This is a genomic window from Galbibacter kalidii, assembly GCF_026241135.1.
Lineage (GTDB): Bacteria > Bacteroidota > Bacteroidia > Flavobacteriales > Flavobacteriaceae > Galbibacter.
Map to the genome: position 1 here is coordinate 51,951 of NZ_JAPFGA010000020.1, position 18,834 is coordinate 70,784.

Annotated in this window: 20 protein-coding genes; 15 read left to right on the forward strand and 5 right to left on the reverse strand. The window is 39.5% G+C overall.

Annotated features, from left to right (window positions below; genetic code table 11):
• Nucleotides 1-2 precede the first annotated feature (2 nt).
• Together OOZ15_RS17290 and OOZ15_RS17295 are read right to left on the reverse strand one after the other, a co-directional pair.
• Nucleotides 3-767 carry a TIGR02757 family protein gene (locus OOZ15_RS17290; RefSeq protein WP_265957698.1) on the reverse strand — a complete coding sequence of 255 codons (765 nt, stop codon included), beginning with the start codon at nucleotides 765-767 and terminating at the stop codon, nucleotides 3-5.
• Nucleotides 768-1,029: 262 nt separating this feature from the next.
• Nucleotides 1,030-2,673 carry an acyl-CoA carboxylase subunit beta gene (locus OOZ15_RS17295; protein ID WP_265957699.1) on the reverse strand — a complete coding sequence of 548 codons (1,644 nt, stop codon included), beginning with the start codon at nucleotides 2,671-2,673 and terminating at the stop codon, nucleotides 1,030-1,032.
• A gap of 468 nt (nucleotides 2,674-3,141) precedes the next feature.
• Here OOZ15_RS17295 and OOZ15_RS17300 point away from each other — a divergent pair, with 468 nt between their 5' ends.
• From OOZ15_RS17300 to arsB, 11 genes are all read left to right on the forward strand, one after another.
• Entirely contained in the window at nucleotides 3,142-3,534 is a 393-nt protein-coding gene (locus OOZ15_RS17300; RefSeq protein ID WP_265957700.1) for a DUF1801 domain-containing protein, read from the forward strand.
• A gap of 30 nt (nucleotides 3,535-3,564) precedes the next feature.
• Nucleotides 3,565-3,927 (forward strand): DUF2200 domain-containing protein, encoded by a 363-nt coding sequence (locus OOZ15_RS17305; RefSeq protein WP_265957701.1) that lies wholly within the window; start codon nucleotides 3,565-3,567, stop codon nucleotides 3,925-3,927.
• Between the two features lie 49 nt (nucleotides 3,928-3,976).
• Nucleotides 3,977-5,056, forward strand: coding sequence for a serine hydrolase domain-containing protein (locus tag OOZ15_RS17310; protein WP_265957702.1), 1,080 nt, complete (start codon nucleotides 3,977-3,979; stop codon nucleotides 5,054-5,056).
• 162 nt (nucleotides 5,057-5,218) lie between these two features.
• Nucleotides 5,219-5,401, forward strand: a complete 183-nt coding sequence (locus OOZ15_RS17315; RefSeq protein ID WP_265957703.1) for a CAL67264 family membrane protein — start codon at nucleotides 5,219-5,221, stop codon at nucleotides 5,399-5,401.
• Nucleotides 5,402-5,514: 113 nt separating this feature from the next.
• Nucleotides 5,515-7,209 (forward strand): energy-dependent translational throttle protein EttA, encoded by a 1,695-nt coding sequence (ettA, locus tag OOZ15_RS17320; protein WP_265957704.1) that lies wholly within the window; start codon nucleotides 5,515-5,517, stop codon nucleotides 7,207-7,209.
• 256 nt (nucleotides 7,210-7,465) lie between these two features.
• Nucleotides 7,466-7,921 (forward strand): universal stress protein, encoded by a 456-nt coding sequence (locus tag OOZ15_RS17325; protein WP_265957705.1) that lies wholly within the window; start codon nucleotides 7,466-7,468, stop codon nucleotides 7,919-7,921.
• Nucleotides 7,922-7,990: 69 nt separating this feature from the next.
• Entirely contained in the window at nucleotides 7,991-8,323 is a 333-nt protein-coding gene (locus tag OOZ15_RS17330; RefSeq protein ID WP_265957706.1) for an ArsR/SmtB family transcription factor, read from the forward strand.
• A gap of 212 nt (nucleotides 8,324-8,535) precedes the next feature.
• Nucleotides 8,536-9,009: a DUF6428 family protein gene (locus OOZ15_RS17335; RefSeq protein ID WP_265957707.1), complete on the forward strand. Its 474-nt coding sequence runs from the start codon at nucleotides 8,536-8,538 to the stop codon at nucleotides 9,007-9,009.
• Nucleotides 9,010-9,031: 22 nt separating this feature from the next.
• Complete coding sequence (locus tag OOZ15_RS17340; protein ID WP_265957708.1) at nucleotides 9,032-9,517, forward strand: GNAT family N-acetyltransferase; 486 nt, start codon at nucleotides 9,032-9,034, stop codon at nucleotides 9,515-9,517.
• 115 nt (nucleotides 9,518-9,632) lie between these two features.
• Nucleotides 9,633-10,247 (forward strand): arsenate-mycothiol transferase ArsC, encoded by a 615-nt coding sequence (locus OOZ15_RS17345; protein WP_265957709.1) that lies wholly within the window; start codon nucleotides 9,633-9,635, stop codon nucleotides 10,245-10,247.
• Nucleotides 10,247-11,305 carry an ACR3 family arsenite efflux transporter gene (arsB, locus tag OOZ15_RS17350; protein ID WP_265957710.1) on the forward strand — a complete coding sequence of 353 codons (1,059 nt, stop codon included), beginning with the start codon at nucleotides 10,247-10,249 and terminating at the stop codon, nucleotides 11,303-11,305. Before OOZ15_RS17345 ends, arsB begins: the two co-directional genes overlap by 1 nt.
• 213 nt (nucleotides 11,306-11,518) lie before the next feature.
• On the opposite strand, the gene OOZ15_RS17355 is transcribed toward arsB, so the two are convergent.
• Entirely contained in the window at nucleotides 11,519-12,352 is an 834-nt protein-coding gene (locus tag OOZ15_RS17355; protein ID WP_265957711.1) for an OmpA/MotB family protein, read from the reverse strand.
• A gap of 337 nt (nucleotides 12,353-12,689) precedes the next feature.
• Here OOZ15_RS17355 and OOZ15_RS17360 point away from each other — a divergent pair, with 337 nt between their 5' ends.
• The 3 genes from OOZ15_RS17360 (at nucleotide 12,690) to OOZ15_RS17370 (ending at nucleotide 17,016) form a co-directional block, all read left to right on the forward strand.
• On the forward strand, nucleotides 12,690-13,961 hold the full coding sequence (locus OOZ15_RS17360) for an MFS transporter (protein WP_265957712.1): 1,272 nt from the start codon (nucleotides 12,690-12,692) through the stop codon (nucleotides 13,959-13,961).
• Between the two features lie 85 nt (nucleotides 13,962-14,046).
• Nucleotides 14,047-14,892, forward strand: coding sequence for a tetratricopeptide repeat protein (locus tag OOZ15_RS17365; protein ID WP_265957713.1), 846 nt, complete (start codon nucleotides 14,047-14,049; stop codon nucleotides 14,890-14,892).
• A 180-nt stretch (nucleotides 14,893-15,072) separates the two neighbouring features.
• Nucleotides 15,073-17,016, forward strand: coding sequence for a heavy metal translocating P-type ATPase (locus OOZ15_RS17370; protein ID WP_265957714.1), 1,944 nt, complete (start codon nucleotides 15,073-15,075; stop codon nucleotides 17,014-17,016).
• A 119-nt stretch (nucleotides 17,017-17,135) separates the two neighbouring features.
• Here OOZ15_RS17370 and OOZ15_RS17375 read toward each other — a convergent pair whose 3' ends face one another.
• Both OOZ15_RS17375 and OOZ15_RS17380 read right to left on the reverse strand, forming a co-directional pair.
• Nucleotides 17,136-17,432, reverse strand: a complete 297-nt coding sequence (locus tag OOZ15_RS17375; protein WP_265957715.1) for a GNAT family N-acetyltransferase — start codon at nucleotides 17,430-17,432, stop codon at nucleotides 17,136-17,138.
• A 22-nt stretch (nucleotides 17,433-17,454) separates the two neighbouring features.
• Complete coding sequence (locus OOZ15_RS17380) at nucleotides 17,455-18,030, reverse strand: pseudouridine synthase (protein WP_265957716.1); 576 nt, start codon at nucleotides 18,028-18,030, stop codon at nucleotides 17,455-17,457.
• Between the two features lie 151 nt (nucleotides 18,031-18,181).
• Here OOZ15_RS17380 and OOZ15_RS17385 point away from each other — a divergent pair, with 151 nt between their 5' ends.
• Nucleotides 18,182-18,721: a peroxiredoxin family protein gene (locus tag OOZ15_RS17385; RefSeq protein WP_265957717.1), complete on the forward strand. Its 540-nt coding sequence runs from the start codon at nucleotides 18,182-18,184 to the stop codon at nucleotides 18,719-18,721.
• Nucleotides 18,722-18,834: the final 113 nt, after the last annotated feature.

Below are 18,834 nucleotides of genomic sequence, written 5' to 3' on the forward strand. Positions count from 1 at the left end.
AATTAAAACTTTTCAAAAACCCCGAGTCCGAATAAAGCAAAGTCGTACTTAACGGGATCTGATGCGTCTAATTTACGAAGACTTTTATCAAGTTCTGCTAACGCTTTTGCATCGTTTTGTTTGCGTTTTAACAAGCCTAATTTTCTGGCTACGTTTCCTGAATGCACATCAAGCGGACAAGAGAGTTGAGCAGGGGAAAGGCTATTCCAGATGCCAAAATCAACTCCTGTCTCGTTAGGTCTTACCATCCACCGCAGGTACATGTTAATTCTTTTGGCAGCTGAGCCTTTTAGCGGATCTGATACATGTTTTTTGGTACGGGCAAGATGTTCTTTTTCAAAAAATATTGTTTTGAACTTTGAAATAGCCGACTGCATCGAATCTTTTTCAGCATGTTTGGCAAAAACAGCTTCAAATCCACCGTGATTTTTATAAATATGCTGAAGGCTTTTTATAAACTGAATAAAATCATGTCCGTTAAAAGTACGGTGAACAAACGGGAGCAGCCCCTCCAAGTGTTCTTCTTTATGACTCATGACAAAATCGAATGGAGTGTTGCCCATCAACTCCATCATTCCCGATGCGTTTTTGATGATACTCTTTCTGTTTCCCCAAGCGATGGTTGAAGCGAGAAACCCCGCAATTTCAATATCTTCTTTCTGCTGAAAACGGTGCGGTACCTGAATGGGATCGGTTTCCACAAAACGCGGATGGTTGTAATAGGCTACTTTTTCGTCCAGGAATTCTTTTAATTCGGTTTGTTTCAAGGTTGTTGTCTATTTAATATTGCGCTCCTAGCGGAGCTTTTATTGTTTTGTTGACGTTCTTTCTATTAGTATTTCGAGACTGTCTAAAAAGCCCTTAATGAATTTGATTTGTCAGTCTGAGTTCCTGTGCTGAACTAGTTTCAGTATGTCGAAGACCTATTGTACTTCGATTATGCTTCGACAGCCCTTCGACAAGCTCAGGGTGACATTACTCAACATGACATCTGAATATATAGCTTTTTAGACAGTCTCTTTTTATTATTCAGGTTTGTATCACTCCCAGATTAAAATCCTTTTCGATAGGAGCGTGGTTGGCAGCTTCAATCCCCATACTGATCCATTTTCGGGTGTCCAGCGGATCGATAATAGCATCTGTCCACAGCCTTGCCGCAGCGTAATACGGTGATGTTTGTTCGTCGTATCTCGATTTGATCTTATTGAAAAGTTCAGTTTCCTTTTCTTCTGTGATTTTTTCACCTTTCTTTTTTAAGGAAGCTGTTTCTATCTGCAACAAGACCTTGGCGGCTTGTGCACCTCCCATTACAGCCAGTTCGGCACTGGGCCAGGCGACAATAAGACGCGGATCATAAGCCTTGCCACACATGGCGTAATTTCCGGCACCGTATGAATTTCCGATAATGACGGTGAATTTTGGCACAATGGAATTACTTACCGCATTGACCATCTTCGCGCCGTCTTTTATGATGCCCCCGTGTTCACTTTTACTACCCACCATAAAACCGGTCACGTCTTGTAAAAAGACCAGCGGAATCTTTTTCTGATTACAATTTGCTATAAACCGTGTGGCTTTATCGGCGGAATCCGAATAGATCACCCCGCCGAATTGCATTTCGCTCGATTTGGTTTTCGACTTGGTGGTTTTCACGATATGACGTTGGTTGGCGACAATACCCACAGCCCAACCGTCAATACGGGCATATCCGGTGATGATAGTCTTTCCGTAGCCCTCCTTGTATTCTTCAAATTCTGACTGATCAACAAGGCTGGCGATGATCTTTTTCATGTCATAAGGCTCGGTACGGCTTTTTGGGAGGATTCCGTATAAATCTTCTTCCTTTTCAGCAGGCTTTTCAGCTTTAACCCGGTTAAAGCCCGCTTTGTCATAATCACCTATTTTATCCACTATATTTTTGATGGTATCCAAGGCATCTTTGTCGTCTTTTGCCTTGTAATCGGTCACCCCGCTGACTTCAGAGTGCGTCGTAGCGCCACCCAAGGTTTCGTTATCGATGTCCTCTCCGATAGCTGCCTTTACCAAATAGCTGCCTGCGAGGAAAATACTCCCGGTTTTATCAACGATCAAAGCCTCATCGCTCATAATCGGCAGATAAGCCCCTCCGGCAACACAACTTCCCATAACAGCAGCAATCTGGGTGATTCCCATACTGCTCATAATAGCATTGTTCCTGAAAATACGTCCGAAGTGCTCTTTATCTGGGAAGATCTCATCCTGCATAGGAAGGTAAACTCCCGCACTGTCCACCAGATAAATGATGGGGAGTTTGTTTTCCATGGCTATTTCTTGTGCCCGAAGGTTCTTTTTCCCTGTAATCGGAAACCAAGCGCCGGCTTTTACCGTGGCATCATTGGCTACAACAAGACATTGTCGTCCTTTTACATAGCCAATTTTGACCACCACACCCCCTGACGGACAACCACCGTGTTCCTCATACATGTTATCCCCGGCAAAAGCACCAATTTCGATGCTTTTTGCCCCTTTGTCCAAAAGGTAATCAATACGCTCCCGGGCGGTCATTTTTCCTTGTGAATGGAGTTTTTCAATTCGTTTTTTTCCACCGCCCAGATGTACCTTGGCAAGTCTTTTTTTAAGGTCGGCAGTGAGGAGTTTATTGTAGTCTTCGTTTTTATTGAATTTTATATCCATGGATCGTTATTTCGTCTCGGACGCTAAAATACAAAATAGTGGGGTAAAGACTGAAGTCAGAAGTCAGAAGTCGGGAGCACGAAGTTTGGAATTTAAATCTTAAAGGTTAAATATCGATTATTTCGGATTTAAATACTTGATTGTTAGGGTGTTTTAGTTTTCTTCATTATTTTTAACACTGGCATAAATCGCTCAACCTGAATTACAAGGTTGACTAAACTCCCCTTAAATAGATTTCTACCGATTTTTCAGAAAAAAGTTAGCTAAAGAAGCACCATAGTAACCTATCTGACCCATCTTTTCACCTAAAAAGGGCAGCTTTTTGGCCAGAAGCTTCTTGAACATTCCTAAAGAAAAAAGTTATATTTGAAGATAATAAATATCAACTGAAAACGAATTTACCGTAAAAAAAACTTGATGAAATCTAATTAAAATATTAGTCTACAGATTGACATTATACAGACAAAGATGAACTCAGAAATCCAAGCATATAACGACAGACAGGCACCGGTTGACAAAGAAATTTGTGACTTGCTTGCAAGGACAATTGATAGTGGACTAACCGGAGAGGAAAGCAAAATATGGCATGCCCATCCTGTATGGTTTATAGACGGTAATCCAATTGTTGGTTACAGCAAACAAAAAGCAGGTTGGCGTTTGATGTTTTGGAGTGGAGCGAGTTTTGATGAAGAAAAATTGAATGTGAAAGGCAAAAAATTTAAGGATGCTTCTATTTTTTATACTACGGTTGAACAAATCAATATAAAAGATATTAAACGTTGGCTCAAAAAATCAAAAGAAATCCAGTGGGATTATAAAAATATAGTGAAAAGAAAAGGTAAATTGGAGCGATTGATCTAAATAGGAGAGAAGAACATTAAAGCACAAAGTATGAAGATAACAGACAAGCACAATCAACGAATTGCAAAAATGACATTCGCCTCGGTATATCCACATTATATCACAAAAGTGGAAAAGAAAGGCAGGACAAAAGAAGAATTACATCAGGTCATTGAGTGGTTAACCAGCTTCGACGAAGATACAATGCAAGAACTCATTAAGGAAAAGGTGACTTTTGAAACATTTTTTGAGAAGGCTACATTAAATCCCAATGCACACCTTATTACCGGAGTTATCTGTGGCTATCGTGTAGAAGAAATCGACAATCCCCTGACACAGCAAGTTCGGTATTTGGATAAGTTGGTGGACGAATTGGCGAGGGGGAAGGCTATGGAGAAGGTTTTGAGGGGGTAGAGAGGTGAAAGAAATGTAAATGTCGTTAATTACAACTGTAAGACAAATAATGAAAGAAATATATAAATTAAGTTTTCTGATATGTGTTTTCCTATTAACATTTTCAGTAAACGGACAGTCAAAAAATTCATATGAGCTTAAAATTGAATCATTTTTAAATAACTTAACTAAGGATGAATTTTCAGGGACAATCTTAGTAGCACATAATGATAAGATATTAGACAAAAGAGCCTACGGTTTTGCAAATATTGAATATCAAGTAAAAAATAATGTTGACACGAAATTCAATATTGCTTCTATCACAAAAATGTTTACGGCGGTTGCAACCTTACAACTCTACGAACAAGGAAAATTAGAATTGAATGTGCCAATCGGAAAATATCTTCCAAACTACCCGAATAAAACCATTAAAGAAAGTGTTACGATACACCAACTTCTAACGCATACCTCGGGAACTAATAATAATTTCCCGGAAGGCAATAGCTTAAAGTATAAGAAAGTTTCTGATTTTGCTGACTTTTTTGTCAATGACACCCTGTTGTTTAAACCCGGAATAGAGTACAGTTACAGTGGTTCCGGTTTTGTGGTTTTGGGATTGATTATTGAAAAAGTAAGCGGAAAGAGTTATTATGAATATGTTGATGAGCATATTTTTAAACCGGCTAACATGACAAATACCGTTGCATTAGAAGTAGATTCGATAGTAAAAAATAAAGCGAGTGGTTATACATCCACGTTCGGAGAAAGCAAGACGCTAAGAAAAAATGAATATTACCTCATGAAAACTATGCCCGCAGGCTTTCATTACTCAACCTTAGAGGATTTATTTAATTTTTCAAAGGCACTAAGGCATTACCAGCTCTTAAATAAAAAAACTACGGAGTTGATGTTTAAACCTAAAGTAAAAGGTTACAATACACATTTAGGTTACGGAATAGATGTAGATAACAGATATAACCAAACCATACTAGGACACAGTGGAGGCTGGTATGGAATTCACACCGAATTGATGGATTTTATGGATGACGATTATACTATTGTAATATTATCCAATATTGATGATGGTGGAAAAAAAGGAGCTTCAATAGTGGCTGACTTCTTTAAAGAACTCATAGCGGATAAAAAATAGAAAAGTAATATTTGTAATTAAACAACATCATAACAATCTAATAATCTAACGTTCTAGCATTCCAACCAATCATATCTTCTAAAATTCGCTATTATTTCCTTAAATTGTACGATATTTGGCGACCTTTAAAACAAACCCTCAACCTTTTAAAAGTTACTATATATGGGAATGAATAAAAACACAATTTTAGCTTGGGCTACTTGGATCATGATCATTGTCGGAATCGCTTTAATAGCATTAGGCGCATTTCGCTACGATGATGTTGCAGGATGGGGATTTGCCTCCGTGGGCGTTGGCTTTTTTGCCATTGCCTGGGTCTTCAATGCATTAAAAGGAAGAGTGTAAGGAAGTACGAAGTTAGAGGTTAGAAGTATCAAACTTGGACCAAAATAAACCAAACAGCAAACAAAACTCCCCTCCTTCGGAGGGGTCGGGGGAGGAACAATAAACAACAAAACATGTCAGACGATAAGAAGGTCATTTTTTCAATGAACAAGGTCAGCAAGACCTACCAAAGTACCAATAAACAAGTTTTAAAAGATATTTACCTGAGCTTTTTCTACGGAGCCAAGATCGGGATCCTCGGTCTTAACGGATCGGGTAAATCCACTTTGCTGCGCATTATTGCCGGCGAGGAAAAGAACTATCAGGGTGATGTAGTTTTCTCCCAAGGATATTCCGTGGGCTATTTGGAGCAGGAGCCGCAATTGGACGAGTCAAAAACCGTTATTGAGATTGTAAAAGAAGGTGTTGCGGAAACGGTGGCCGTATTGGACGAATACAACAAGATCAACGATATGTTCAGTTTACCGGAAGTCTATGAAGATGCTGATAAAATGCAGAAGCTAATGGACAAACAAGCCGAGCTACAGGACAAAATTGATGCGGTGAACGCTTGGGAACTCGACACTAAACTGGAAATTGCGATGGACGCATTGCGAACGCCGGAACCGGATACACCCATCAATGTGCTTTCCGGAGGGGAACGCAGGCGGGTGGCACTATGCCGATTGCTGTTGAAACAGCCCGATATCCTGTTGTTGGATGAGCCTACCAACCACTTGGATGCCGAATCGGTACTTTGGTTAGAACAACATTTACAGCAGTATAAAGGAACGGTAATCGCCGTTACGCACGATCGTTATTTCCTAGACAATGTAGCCGGATGGATATTGGAATTGGATCGTGGAGAGGGTATTCCGTGGAAAGGAAATTACTCTTCCTGGCTGGATCAGAAGTCAAAGCGTTTGGCACAGGAACAAAAACAGGCTTCCAAACGACAAAAAACACTCGAACGTGAGTTGGAATGGGTGCGAATGGCACCCAAAGGAAGACAGGCAAAGCAAAAAGCCCGTTTGAACAATTATGACAAATTGCTGAACGAAGATCAGAAGAAACTGGACGAAAAATTGGAAATCTACATCCCCAACGGTCCCCGTTTGGGAACCAATGTGATTGAAGCCGAAGGGGTTTCCAAAGCTTTTGGTGATAAATTGCTGTATGACAATCTGAACTTTAATCTGCCGCAAGCCGGAATTGTAGGGATTATCGGTCCGAATGGTGCCGGAAAAACGACCATCTTCCGTATGATTATGGGAGAAGAGCAACCTGACAAGGGAACTTTTAAGGTGGGTGAAACCGTGAAGATTGCTTATGTAGATCAATCGCATAAAGATATTGATTCCGAAAAATCAATTTATGAAAACTTTTCCGATGGTCAGGAACTGATTATGATGGGAGGAAGGCAGGTGAACACCAGAGCCTACCTAAGCCGATTTAATTTCTCGGGCAGCGAACAAAACAAAAAAGTGTCAGCACTTTCCGGAGGGGAGCGCAACCGCCTGCATTTGGCGATGACACTCAAAGAAGAAGGAAACGTACTCTTGCTGGATGAGCCTACAAACGATTTGGATGTAAATACGCTAAGGGCCATGGAAGAAGGTTTGGAGAATTTCGCAGGCTGTGCCGTGGTGATCTCCCACGACCGTTGGTTCTTGGATAGGGTTTGTACGCATATCCTCGCTTTTGAAGGGAATTCCGAAGTCTATTTCTTCGAAGGAAGCTTTTCAGATTATGAAGAGAACAAACGCAAACGCCTCGGAGCCGATGTGACTCCAAAACGTATTAAGTACAAGAAATTGATCAGGGATTAGAAGATAATATCAGAATCATGTAAAGAGGGGGCTAAAAAGTAATTAATTATTTGTCAAACTGAGCTTGTTGAAGTTTTTAAGTTATTGCATTTCAATTGTCTTCGACAGGCTCAGACTGACATATCAAATTAATCAAGGACTTTTTACCCCCCCCTTCTTTTTTTTAAATCTTTTAGACATCAACAAGCTTAAAAAATCAATTCATTTTTTTCGTATCTTTAAAAGAGTGAAGTTGTATTAACTTAATTCTTTAGTTATGAAAAGAGTGCTCATAGCGATTGATTATAACCCTACTTCAGAAAAAGTGGTAGAGGAGGGCTATAAATTGGCCAAAACCCTGGGGGCAGAGGTATGTTTACTGCATGTGATAGGTAATCTACAGTTTTACGGCATTCAATACCCTAGGTTTATGGGACACGATTCGATGAATTACGCCCTGAATCCTGATTTTCAAGAAGAAATGAAGGATGTCGCCAAGGTTTTCTTGGATAATGCGGTAAAGCATTTAAATGACGATACAGTGACTTCTCATATTTCTGAAGGCGATACTGCCAAAGAAATTCTTCAATACGCCAAAGATTGGCAGGCTTCTTTGATTGTTATGGGAACACACAGCCATAGCAAACTCGAAAAAATACTGATGGGGACAGTGGCGTCATCAGTATTGGAGCGAACTGAAACCCCAGTCTACATGGTACCTGTAAAACCTTAACACAAAATTCTTTATAAAATATTTGCTCATTAATCACATTCATTGTAATATTGCAATGAAGAAATAGACATGGGAGTAACTAAAGCTGAAATATTTACAAAAGAACAAAACGAGATCGCTCGCTTTGCAAAAGTGCTTGGTCATCCGGCCAGGGTTGCCATAATTCAGCATTTATTCAAAACAAATGCTTGTGTTTGTGGGGATTTAGTAAATGAAATCGGATTGGCACAGCCTACGATTTCCCAACACTTAAAAGAACTTAAAAATCTAGGCATTATCAAAGGAACCATAGAAGGTACCAGTGTTTGCTATTGCATAGACCAAGAGAATTGGGATCATTTAAGTGCGATGTTGTCGGCTTTTACCAATGCTAAACCTATAGAAAACGACACTTGTTGCTAAAAAAATTTGAATCAATTAATCGTAATATAACAATAAAGTATTTTTAAAATAGCCACGAATGCACTAATAATATATGTTTTAATAGCGAGGTGCTTAAAAATGACACAAATTATGATGATAAAATTAATCTATCTGTGAAATTTAGCATCTGAGTGAGTGTTAAAAAACAATTCGTGTATCCGTGGCAATAGAAACAATTAAAACCAGAACAAATGAAATTATCAGCATTCAAAAACCATTTAAAAGGATTGGAAACCATAGCGTTTCAATTACCCGACGGCAGCTTAGTGCCTAATCATTTTCACGTAACCGAAGTAGGGGCAGTGGACAAGAAATTTATTGACTGCGGAGGAACTATCCGAGACGAAAAAATGGTGAACTTCCAATTGTGGGATGCAAACGATTATGACCATCGCCTGCACCCTGAAAAATTGACACACATCATCGAACTTTCAGAAAAAGTATTAGGACTCGGGGATCACGAAATAGAGGTGGAATATCAAGGAGAAAGCATCAGTAAGTTTGGAGTTGATTTTCAAGACGGAACCTTCTTACTTACTACCAAGCAAACTACTTGTCTGGCACAAGATGCCTGTGGTGTTCCGGAACAAAAACAAAAAGTGAAATTATCAGAATTGAATAAAGAAGCAGCCGCCGGTTGTGCTCCCGGTTCAGGTTGCTGCTAACAACATGTTTAAATAATGTCACGTGGAGATAAGATCTCTTATCAAAAACGATTTTGCAGCCGTCAGTTCCATTTATCTTGAAGGCATAAAAACAGGAATGGCTACTTTTGAAACTGAAGTACCGACCTGGGAAAAGTGGAATGCCTCTCATTTGCCTTTTGGAAGAATGGTAATGGTTAACGGAGGCGAAATAGTAGGCTGGGCTGCAATGTCACCAACCTCCAACCGATCTGTATATAAAGGTGTAGCTGAAGTAAGTGTCTATGTAAAAGCTTCGGCAAGAGGGAAAGGTGTCGGAAAAGCGCTATTATTGAAACTGATCAAGATCAGTGAAGAAAATGGGATTTGGACATTACAATCCAGTATCATGCCTGAAAACACAACTAGCAAGAACCTGCATATCAATTGCGGATTCAGGGAGATCGGGTATCGAGAGAAGATAGGTAAACTGTATGGGGAATGGAAAGACAATATTATTTTAGAACGAAGAAGTAAGTTGTTTGTTTAGACCCTTGTATCGTGCTTTACGTGAAATTATTTCTCGAAGAGATCACAAAGATTTACGCAAAGAACACAGAGAGACAATATTAATTTTAAACATATAATTTTCAATCAATTAACAAATGTTATTTAAAGAAATAGGAGAAACTATAAAATCTTTTGATGATAATCAGATTCCTGAAGAACGTAAAGCAATTTTACAATCTTTGATCGATTATATCCAATCAAAAAATGATAAAAACGAAGATGTAAACCTCAATTTTATTTGCACTCACAATTCCAGGAGAAGTCATTTGTCCCAGGTATGGGCGCAGGCAATGGCGCATCATTTTCAGCTGAAAAACGTGTTTTGTTATTCCGGGGGTACAGGAGCAACAGCTGTATTCCCAATGGTAGTAGAAACACTTAAGGGAAACGGATTTAATATAGAAAGCCTTTCCGAAGGGAAAAATCCGGTGTACAGTATGAAATATGCCGAAAATGCACATCCGGTAGTTTGTTTTTCAAAAACCTTTGATGGTATTTTCAATACAAAATCCAACTTTGCAGCCATTATGACCTGTTCTCAGGCTGATGAAGGTTGTCCATTTATTTCCGGAGCTGAAAAGCGAGTTCCGCTAACTTATGACGACCCGAAGGCTTTTGACAACACACCGCAACAAGCCGAAAAATATCAAGAACGAAGTGTACAGATCGCTACAGAACTGCACTATGTATTTTCACAAATAAAAAAATAATGACTAAAAACAAAAAGAAACTCAGTTTCCTCGATAAGAATTTAACCTTGTGGATCTTTATCGCTATGGGAATAGGGGTGGGACTCGGATATTTTTTCCCATTCTTTCCGGATGTGATCAATTCGTTTAACAAGGGTACAACCAACATCCCTATTGCCATTGGGTTAATTTTAATGATGTATCCGCCGCTGGCCAAGGTCAACTACGGATTACTCCCAAAAGTGTTTAAAAACGTAAAAATACTGTCCATCTCACTGGTATTGAATTGGATTATCGGTCCGTTACTCATGTTCTTTCTAGCCATTACCTTTTTACGGGATTATCCGGAATATATGGTCGGTTTGATCCTGATAGGCCTTGCGCGCTGTATTGCCATGGTTTTGGTGTGGAACGACCTCGCCGAAGGTAGCAGTGAATACGGAGCAGGCTTGGTGGCTTTAAACAGCATTTTTCAAGTCTTTGGTTATAGTTTCTACGCTTGGCTGTTTATTACCAAACTCCCTCCGCTTTTTGGTTTTGAAGGCGCCATAGTTGATATTTCCATTGCTACTATAGCAGAGAGCGTTGCCATTTATCTGGGAATACCGTTTTTGTTGGGCTTGTTGAGTCGGGTTGTTTTGGTGAAATGGAAAGGAGAGGAGTGGTACACCAAAACTTTTATTCCTAAAATATCACCAATGACGCTCATTGCCTTACTTTTCACCATTGTGATCATGTTTTCACTGAAAGGCGAGCTCATTGTTGAAATCCCAATGGATGTATTAATTATTGCTGTTCCGTTGCTTATATACTTCGCATTGATGTTCCTTATCGGATTCTTTGTCAGCAAAGCCAGGGGAGCAGAATACGATAAAAACGTGGCTATTTCGTTTACGGCAGCCGGAAACAACTTTGAATTGGCGATTGCTGTGGCGATTGCAGTATTCGGACTCAATTCCGGGCAAGCTTTTGCCGGGGTTATTGGTCCGCTTGTAGAAGTCCCTGCCCTGATTTTGTTAGTAAGGGTAGCGTTTTGGTTACGTAAAAAATACTATTTAAAACCCGAGTTGGGGAGGTAAAAAGAGGTTCTCGAAAAAGTAATAAGAATTAAACCCTGTCAGTTCGAGCGCAGTCGAGAACTAAAGACTTTATAGAATCGATAGGTTTCGACTGCGCTCAACCTGACAACAAACAGTTTTTCGATAAACCTCTTATCTGGAATCAAAAAAAACCGCTAAAAAATTAATTTTAGCAGTTTTTTGGTGTTAATAATAAGTCGGAGCTAACCCAAATTATTCGTTTGAAGCCATCAAGGCAAAGAATTTGTTGATATTAGGTAAAATCACAATTCTTGTTCTTCTGTTTTTGGCTTTTCCTTCAGAAGTTTCGTTAGAAGCAATAGGGTCAAAGCTGCTTCTTCCTGAAGCAATCATTTTTTCAGGAGCTACACTGTATTCGTTTTGAAGTTTACGAACCACAGAAGTCGCTCTCAATACGCTAAGATCCCAGTTATCCGCAACTTTAGCATTGTGGATGGTTCTCGGATCTGTATGTCCTTCCACCATTACTTCAATACTAGGCTCAGAGTTGATTACATCGGCTATTTTTGAAAGAATATCGTCAGCTTTGTTACTCACTCTATAACTTGCTGTATTGAAAAGCATTTTGTCTGAAATAGAGATCATCACAACGGTTTCGTCAATATCAATCGCGATATCTTCGTCTTCATTCAAGCTGCTGTTGCTCATTGTTCTTTGTAAATTGTGAGAAACCGCAAGGTTCATAGAGTCTTTCAATGTTGTCGCTTGGCTCAACTCAGCAGGATCTACATTTTCCAAAGTTTTACGCATTTCCCTTTTGGTTGCTTCAGAGATAACGGCTACATCGTCAACATTAACCATTTTGGTGTCGTTTTCTTCGGTAAGGCTGTTTATTTTACTATTATATTCGTCTACCCGTTGTTGAATAGCTGCAAATTTACTTTCCAGCTCTTCTTTTTCAACTCTGGTTTTTTGTAACTCACTTGTAATCTCTCCATTTTCTTGTTGAAGTGCTACATATTTCTTTTTAGAAACGCAAGATACCAACAAGGCAATTACAATTAATGATAATGATACTTTTTTCATAATGATGTGTTATATTATTTTTTATATCTACGGATGTTTCCCCCGAATAGATTACATAGAAATGTTAAAATTGTGTAATTCATCAAGAAAAATAGGCTATTCACCGACATTGTTAATAAGTTATTTTAAAATACGGAATAGTATTTTTTTGGTGTTTTTTTATACCGATTTGTTTTTTATGACCTCATTATCAATCGGAAACAATTCGGTTTAGATAATTTTAAGGGGTAGGGTATATCACATTCAATTCCATATCCTTAACTTTGGCCTTCTAATGCCTGATTTTTAATATCAGGGAGAGTATTATAAACGATTTGTATCTCCAAACATTTGATTTGTGAAGAAAAACGATCCCTACGCAGCCTTACGGTTTAAGGAATTCAATATATTTTTAATAGTGCGCTTTGCCATGGTTTTTGCCTGGTCCATGCAATTTGTTGTGATCGAATGGCAGGTGTACAGTCTGACAAAAGATCCGCTATCACTGGGGATCATCGGACTTATGGAAGTAATCCCGGCAGTGACACTGGCACTTTTTGCCGGACATATAGTCGATCAGAAAGAAAAAAGGGGGCTGCTGGTGAAGTGTATCATCGGATTTTCGGTTATAAGCCTAGGACTGTTTTTGCTTACCTGGCCACGTGTAGTAGGTGAGTGGCCTACCAAAACCGTTTTGTATTCTATTTATTTTTTGGTTTTTCTCGGAGGGATTGTACGTGCATTTCTGGGACCCACAATCTTTTCTCTTTTCTCACTGATCGTTCCTAAAAAAGTATATCCCAATGCAGCTACATGGAGCTCTTCCGTTTGGCAAATGGGGGGAGTGATTGGACCTGCCACGGCTGGGTTCTGTATCAATTGGATAGGTGTCCACTGGTCGATGTGCCTTATTTTCGGTTTTTCACTGATCGCCTTGCTGAACTTATTCCAGATTCCGAAAAAACCAATCCTTAATCCAAAAATTGGAGAACCTGTATTCAAAAGTTTAAGGGAAGGAGTGAAGTTTGTTTTTAATACCAAGATTATCCTGGGAGCTATTACGCTGGATATGATTGCCGTGCTTTTTGGTGGCGCTATTGCGTTACTTCCCGTTTTTGCACAGGACATTTTACATGTCGGCTCAGAAGGTTTCGGAATCCTTCGGGCGGCACCAGCAGTAGGGGCGTTGATCACTATGTTTACCTCTGCCTATTTTCCACTTAATAAAAATGCGGGAATGAAACTTTTGGCTGCTATTTTTGGCTTCGGATTGTGTATTATCGCCTTCGGACTTTCCACATGGTTTTGGATTTCGGTATTGGCTTTGTTTTTCAGCGGAGTTACCGATGGGATCTCGATGATTATCCGTCAGACGATCCTGCAATTACGCACACCTGACCATATGCGTGGACGTGTAGCCTCGGTAAATTCCATGTTTGTAGGCTCGTCCAACGAATTGGGGGCTTTTGAAAGCGGATTGACAGCAAAACTCATGGGAACAGTAACCGCAGTCGTTTTTGGAGGTTCGATGACCTTGATCACCGTTGTCGCTACCGGAATTATCTCCCCGGCCTTCAGAAAACTCGATCTTCGTAAAGATATTGAAGAGCACGAGAAAGAAGAGGAATGAAATCAGTTAGCAGTTGGCAATACACAGTTTTAGACATAATTAATAATGGAGAATGGATGGTGAAGAAAGTTAATGATAAATAATAATGAACATCAAACAAAAGGTTTTCTTGGTTTTATTGATCGGAATAGTATCGGTAGGCTGTAATAGAAAAAATGATTCAATAAACCTCGAATCAGAAGTAACTTCAGAAGAACTGAAAATCAAACAACAACGGCAGGATTCAATTATTGAAAAATATTTGACCAATGGGGCTAAGGAGTATTCCTATTATTCAAAAGAATGGCATGAGAATATAGATAAAGGGCTTGCGGTAGATTCAACAATTGCATACTTGTGGCAGCAAAAAGCTATGCCATACTTCAAGCAAAGTAAATATGAGGTTGGAATGGAGTATATCGATAAAGCTGTAAAGTATGATAGGCGACGTTGGCAGGACTATAGGGCATTCATCAAATGTATTTTTGCGAAAACATATAGAGATGCAATAAAGGGCTTTAAAGATTATAAAAAGCGATATGGATATAGTTATGTAATGGATCACAGCTATGATTTTTACATAGCCCTCTCGTATTTACAACTAAATGAATTTGAAAAAGCTGAGGAGATTTTCAAAAAAGATCACGAAAAGCAATTAGCTGAAAATGGTAAAGATTGGCTCCATCATATAGACCTTTTCTATTATGCGATCAGTAAATATGAGCAGGGAAAATACACTGAGGCCATTGAACTATTTGATATGGCACTCGAAATTCACACCCAGTTCTCTGATGCTCAAGCTTACAAAGCACTTTGCTTAAGAAAACTAGGGAAAATTGAAGAAGCTCAAGAGTTACATAGTATAGCTTATGCCAATGGAAAACAAGGACTTACAATCAACGAAGATAATGCTGTATATGAGCGGTATCCCTATCAAATAAGATGGCATTAAATTTAAAACTCCAAATCAAAAGCAACAATCCCGGTAGCTGTCGGGGCCAATAGCTTTTCCAAAGTTCAAAACTTTGGAAAAGCTCACAGTCACTCAATACCCTAATTAACTAATCCCAAAACTTTTGCAATTCCATTGCACTTTTTTAATCCTTACTTTTGTCCGACAAAGAGATTGTAAATGAGTGCATTTAGAGAGAAAAAGAAAACAGAATCCGTAAACAGTGAGGCTTCGTGTTGTTGTTCTGCCGAACCGGTAAAAAAGGAAGAGAGCAAGCTAAAACCATATTATCCTGCGATTTTCAGCTTTGTTTTACTGGCTATCGGACTTGCTTTGGATCAGTATGAGCTGATTTTCTTCAATAAATGGGTACGATTGGCGTGGTATCTTGTGGCTTATATTCCGGTGGGTTGGCCTGTGATCAAGCAGGGGTTAAAACACATTCAAAAAGGTGAATTTTTTACAGAGTTTTTCCTGATGGCCCTGGCAACACTGGGTGCTTTTGCCATTGGTGAATATCCTGAGGGGGTAGCTGTAATGCTTTTTTATACTATAGGAGAGTTGTTTCAGCATGCGGCTGTTTATAAAGCAAAAAACAACATCAAGGCTTTGTTGGATATGCGTCCAAAATCGGCAACGGTTTTCAGGAACGGCGAATATGTAGCGGTGGACCCTGAAACCATATCCGTAGGGGAGAAGATACGGGTGAATGTCGGTGCACAAATTCCGCTTGACGGAAAATTAATTTCCAAAAAGGCATCACTGAACACCGCTGCCATTACGGGAGAGAGCAAACCTGATAACATACAGCAAGGAAATAAGGTATATGCCGGAAGTATCAATATGGAAGGAGTAGTTGAAATTGAAGTTACTAAAATATTTAAAAACAGCTCAATAGCCCGAATCATGGAGATGGTTCAAAATGCCACATCCAGAAAGTCGAAGACCGAACTTTTTATCAGGAAATTTGCTAAAATATATACACCTATTGTCTTCTATCTGGCGCTTGCGTTAACGTTTCTGCCTTACTTTTTTGTTGAAAACTATATCTTTCAGGATTGGTTATACCGGGCCCTGATCTTCTTGGTGGTTTCCTGTCCGTGTGCTTTGGTGATTTCCATTCCTTTGGGTTATTTCGGCGGATTGGGTGCCGGGTCTAAAAACGGAATCCTTTTTAAAGGCGCTTCTTTTCTCGATGCCATTACCAAAATAGACACTGTAGTGATGGACAAAACAGGAACCCTTACCAAAGGAGTTTTTAAGGTGAAGGATATCGAGTCCGATTCACTTCCCGAAAAAGAGTTAATGCAATACGTTACAGCCCTTGAAGTGCAATCTACGCACCCTATAGCCAAGGCTATTGCCGCATATTGGTTAGCAGGCACTTCTTATAAAGCTGAAGATGTAACGGAAATTCCGGGAAAAGGATTGCAGGGAACCGTAAACGGAAAAAAGGTTTTGGCTGGGAATCAAATGTTGATGACCGTCAACAATATCAGTATCCCTAATAAAATTGAAAACATTCCGGAAGCTATGGTTATTGTGGCGATTGACAATAAATATGCGGGTTATATCACCATAGCAGATGAATTAAAAGAAGATGCCCTTCAATCGATAAGCCAGATGAAAAAACACGGAATAAAACAAGTCGTGATACTTTCGGGGGATAAACAATCTATTACAACCGCCATAGGGCAGGAGTTGGGTGTGGATATAGCTAAAGGCGGTCTGTTGCCCGAAGACAAGTTAAATGAAGTCGAAAAACTTAAAAAGAACACTAAGCTTGCCTTTATGGGTGATGGTATTAATGATGCTCCTGTACTGGCAATTGCTGATGTTGGTGTTGCCATGGGCGGATTGGGAAGCGATGTGGCCATAGAAACAGCCGATGTGGTGATACAAACCGATCAGCCTTCAAAGTTGCCCAAAGCCATTCAGATAGGGAAATCAACCCGAAAGATCATCTGGCAGAATATTGCCCTTGCTTTTGGGGTAAAACTGATCGTCCTCGTTATGGGAGCCGGCGGACTCGCAACAATGTGGGAAGCCGTCTTTGCCGATGTTGGTGTTGCCTTGCTTGCTATTTTAAATGCCATTCGACTTCAAAGGATGAAGTGGGAGTAAAGAATAAATCCCAAAACTTTAAAAAAACAAATTCCAAAACGGTCCCCCTGAGCAGACTAGAAGTTTATAAGAACAGAACCATTAAGGCATTAAGGGGCATTAAGTATCAATGATTTGTGTTATTTTAATTTCTCGTTGTGAAACGCCGATATCGACTGATATTCGGGATGTCTGTCGATATATGCCTTGATAAACGGACAGTACGGTTTTACAATTAGATTGTTTTCCACCGCATAATCCAGTACGCCTTTTGCTAAGAAAGATCCGACGCCACGGCCTTGAAGTGCTTCGGGGACTTCAGTATGAATATAAGCGATTGCACCTCTGATAAATTTGTAGTCAACAAAGGCTACATGTCCTTCCATATGGGTTTCAAATCGCTTCTTTTCTTCGTTATTGATGAGTTTGTATTCCATTGTGGTTGATATTTTGGTGAAATTAGGAAAAAAGAAGGGAAGGTATAGAAATCTCAACAGGAATTCCGGGGGCTATACCGTCTAAATGTATTTCCCCCACGCGAACCCGTACCAAGCGCAAGGTAGGAAACCCAACAGCTGAAGTCATTTTACGTACCTGATGGAATTTCCCTTCGGTTATGGTTATACTGATCCAGGAGGTAGGGCCATGTCGGGCATCGCGGATTTTTTTCTTTCGATCCGGAAGCTTTGGTGTGTCAATACGCTTCACCAGAGCTGCCTTCGTTTTATATTTTTCCCCGTTTACTCCAATCAGCACCCCATTTCTCAATTCCGCTATGGCTTCATCAGTAATAATACCATCAACAAGGACATAATATTCCTTTTCGATTCCGCTTCGGTTGATGGTGTTACTTAATTTCCCGTCTGTAGTCAGCAATAACAATCCTTCGGATTTTTCATCCAGTCTGCCGATAGGCATAACCCCTTCGGAAAAATCATATAAATCCTTTAGAAATCGCTTTTTTCTCGCTTGTCGTTCGTCATTGCTATACATCTGACTGATATAGCCATAAGGTTTGTAGAGTTTGAAGTGCATAGGAGTGTTTATGGAGCGAAAATATCAAAAAAGGAGGACTTCTACGAAACAATCAATCTTTATGATTTTTCAAGAAATTGATTGTCAGTTAAATACATTTGAGTTATCTTATAGGAATTTGATTTATAACTAACCATAAAACCTGATTGAAATGAAACTTTCTTGGATCTTTTGTGTGTTTTTGCTTATAGTTTCTTGTAAAAATCAAAACACTGATGCAAATATTGCTAAAGGCAATCCAGCTCCCGATTTTGAGTTGACAGCCACCGACGGTGCTACCGTTAAATTAAGCGACTATAGAGGTAAATATGTGGTACTTCATATTGCCACTACCTGGTGCCCTTTCTGTAATTCTGAAGCACCGACCCTTGAACAAATAAACAAGGATTATGCTGATAAAAATGTAGCCGTGTTGGTTATTGACGTCAAAGAACCTAAAGAATTGGTACAGGAAAAATTAATCGATAGATTCGATTGGAGTTTTCCTGTATTGTTGGATAGTGATGGGGCAGTGGCCGCCAGTTTCGCTCCAGAAGGCGTATTGCCCGAATTATCACGGGACGAAGTCATGTTGGCCTCCAATATGCTGATTGACCCTGAGGGAAATATCCAATTTATGTCGTTATTGGATTCAAAAAACTTTGATGCTAAACTACTGCAGTTAAAAGAACGGTTGAATGAACTATTGTAAGGGTTTAATAGCATTTTTTAGAGGTCAGTATTTAAATACGTATCTTCAATCATAGTAAATATATTAAAAAATGGACATATTTAAAGGGCAAAACCTTCTGGAGTTCTCCGATC

Bases quoted from the DNA above. Each gene is read 5' to 3' on its own strand.
- OOZ15_RS17295 (WP_265957699.1), bottom strand. From the start codon at position 2,673: ATGGATATAAAATTCAATAAAAACGAAGACTACAATAAACTCCTCACT.
- OOZ15_RS17300 (WP_265957700.1), top strand. From the start codon at position 3,142: ATGAACTCAGAAATCCAAGCATATAACGACAGACAGGCACCGGTTGAC.
- OOZ15_RS17305 (WP_265957701.1), top strand. From the start codon at position 3,565: ATGAAGATAACAGACAAGCACAATCAACGAATTGCAAAAATGACATTC.
- OOZ15_RS17310 (WP_265957702.1), top strand. From the start codon at position 3,977: ATGAAAGAAATATATAAATTAAGTTTTCTGATATGTGTTTTCCTATTA.
- OOZ15_RS17315 (WP_265957703.1), top strand. From the start codon at position 5,219: ATGGGAATGAATAAAAACACAATTTTAGCTTGGGCTACTTGGATCATG.
- ettA (WP_265957704.1), top strand. From the start codon at position 5,515: ATGTCAGACGATAAGAAGGTCATTTTTTCAATGAACAAGGTCAGCAAG.
- OOZ15_RS17325 (WP_265957705.1), top strand. From the start codon at position 7,466: ATGAAAAGAGTGCTCATAGCGATTGATTATAACCCTACTTCAGAAAAA.
- OOZ15_RS17330 (WP_265957706.1), top strand. From the start codon at position 7,991: ATGGGAGTAACTAAAGCTGAAATATTTACAAAAGAACAAAACGAGATC.
- OOZ15_RS17335 (WP_265957707.1), top strand. From the start codon at position 8,536: ATGAAATTATCAGCATTCAAAAACCATTTAAAAGGATTGGAAACCATA.
- OOZ15_RS17345 (WP_265957709.1), top strand. From the start codon at position 9,633: ATGTTATTTAAAGAAATAGGAGAAACTATAAAATCTTTTGATGATAAT.
- arsB (WP_265957710.1), top strand. From the start codon at position 10,247: ATGACTAAAAACAAAAAGAAACTCAGTTTCCTCGATAAGAATTTAACC.
- OOZ15_RS17355 (WP_265957711.1), bottom strand. From the start codon at position 12,352: ATGAAAAAAGTATCATTATCATTAATTGTAATTGCCTTGTTGGTATCT.
- OOZ15_RS17365 (WP_265957713.1), top strand. From the start codon at position 14,047: ATGAACATCAAACAAAAGGTTTTCTTGGTTTTATTGATCGGAATAGTA.
- OOZ15_RS17370 (WP_265957714.1), top strand. From the start codon at position 15,073: ATGAGTGCATTTAGAGAGAAAAAGAAAACAGAATCCGTAAACAGTGAG.
- OOZ15_RS17375 (WP_265957715.1), bottom strand. From the start codon at position 17,432: ATGGAATACAAACTCATCAATAACGAAGAAAAGAAGCGATTTGAAACC.
- OOZ15_RS17380 (WP_265957716.1), bottom strand. From the start codon at position 18,030: ATGCACTTCAAACTCTACAAACCTTATGGCTATATCAGTCAGATGTAT.
- OOZ15_RS17385 (WP_265957717.1), top strand. From the start codon at position 18,182: ATGAAACTTTCTTGGATCTTTTGTGTGTTTTTGCTTATAGTTTCTTGT.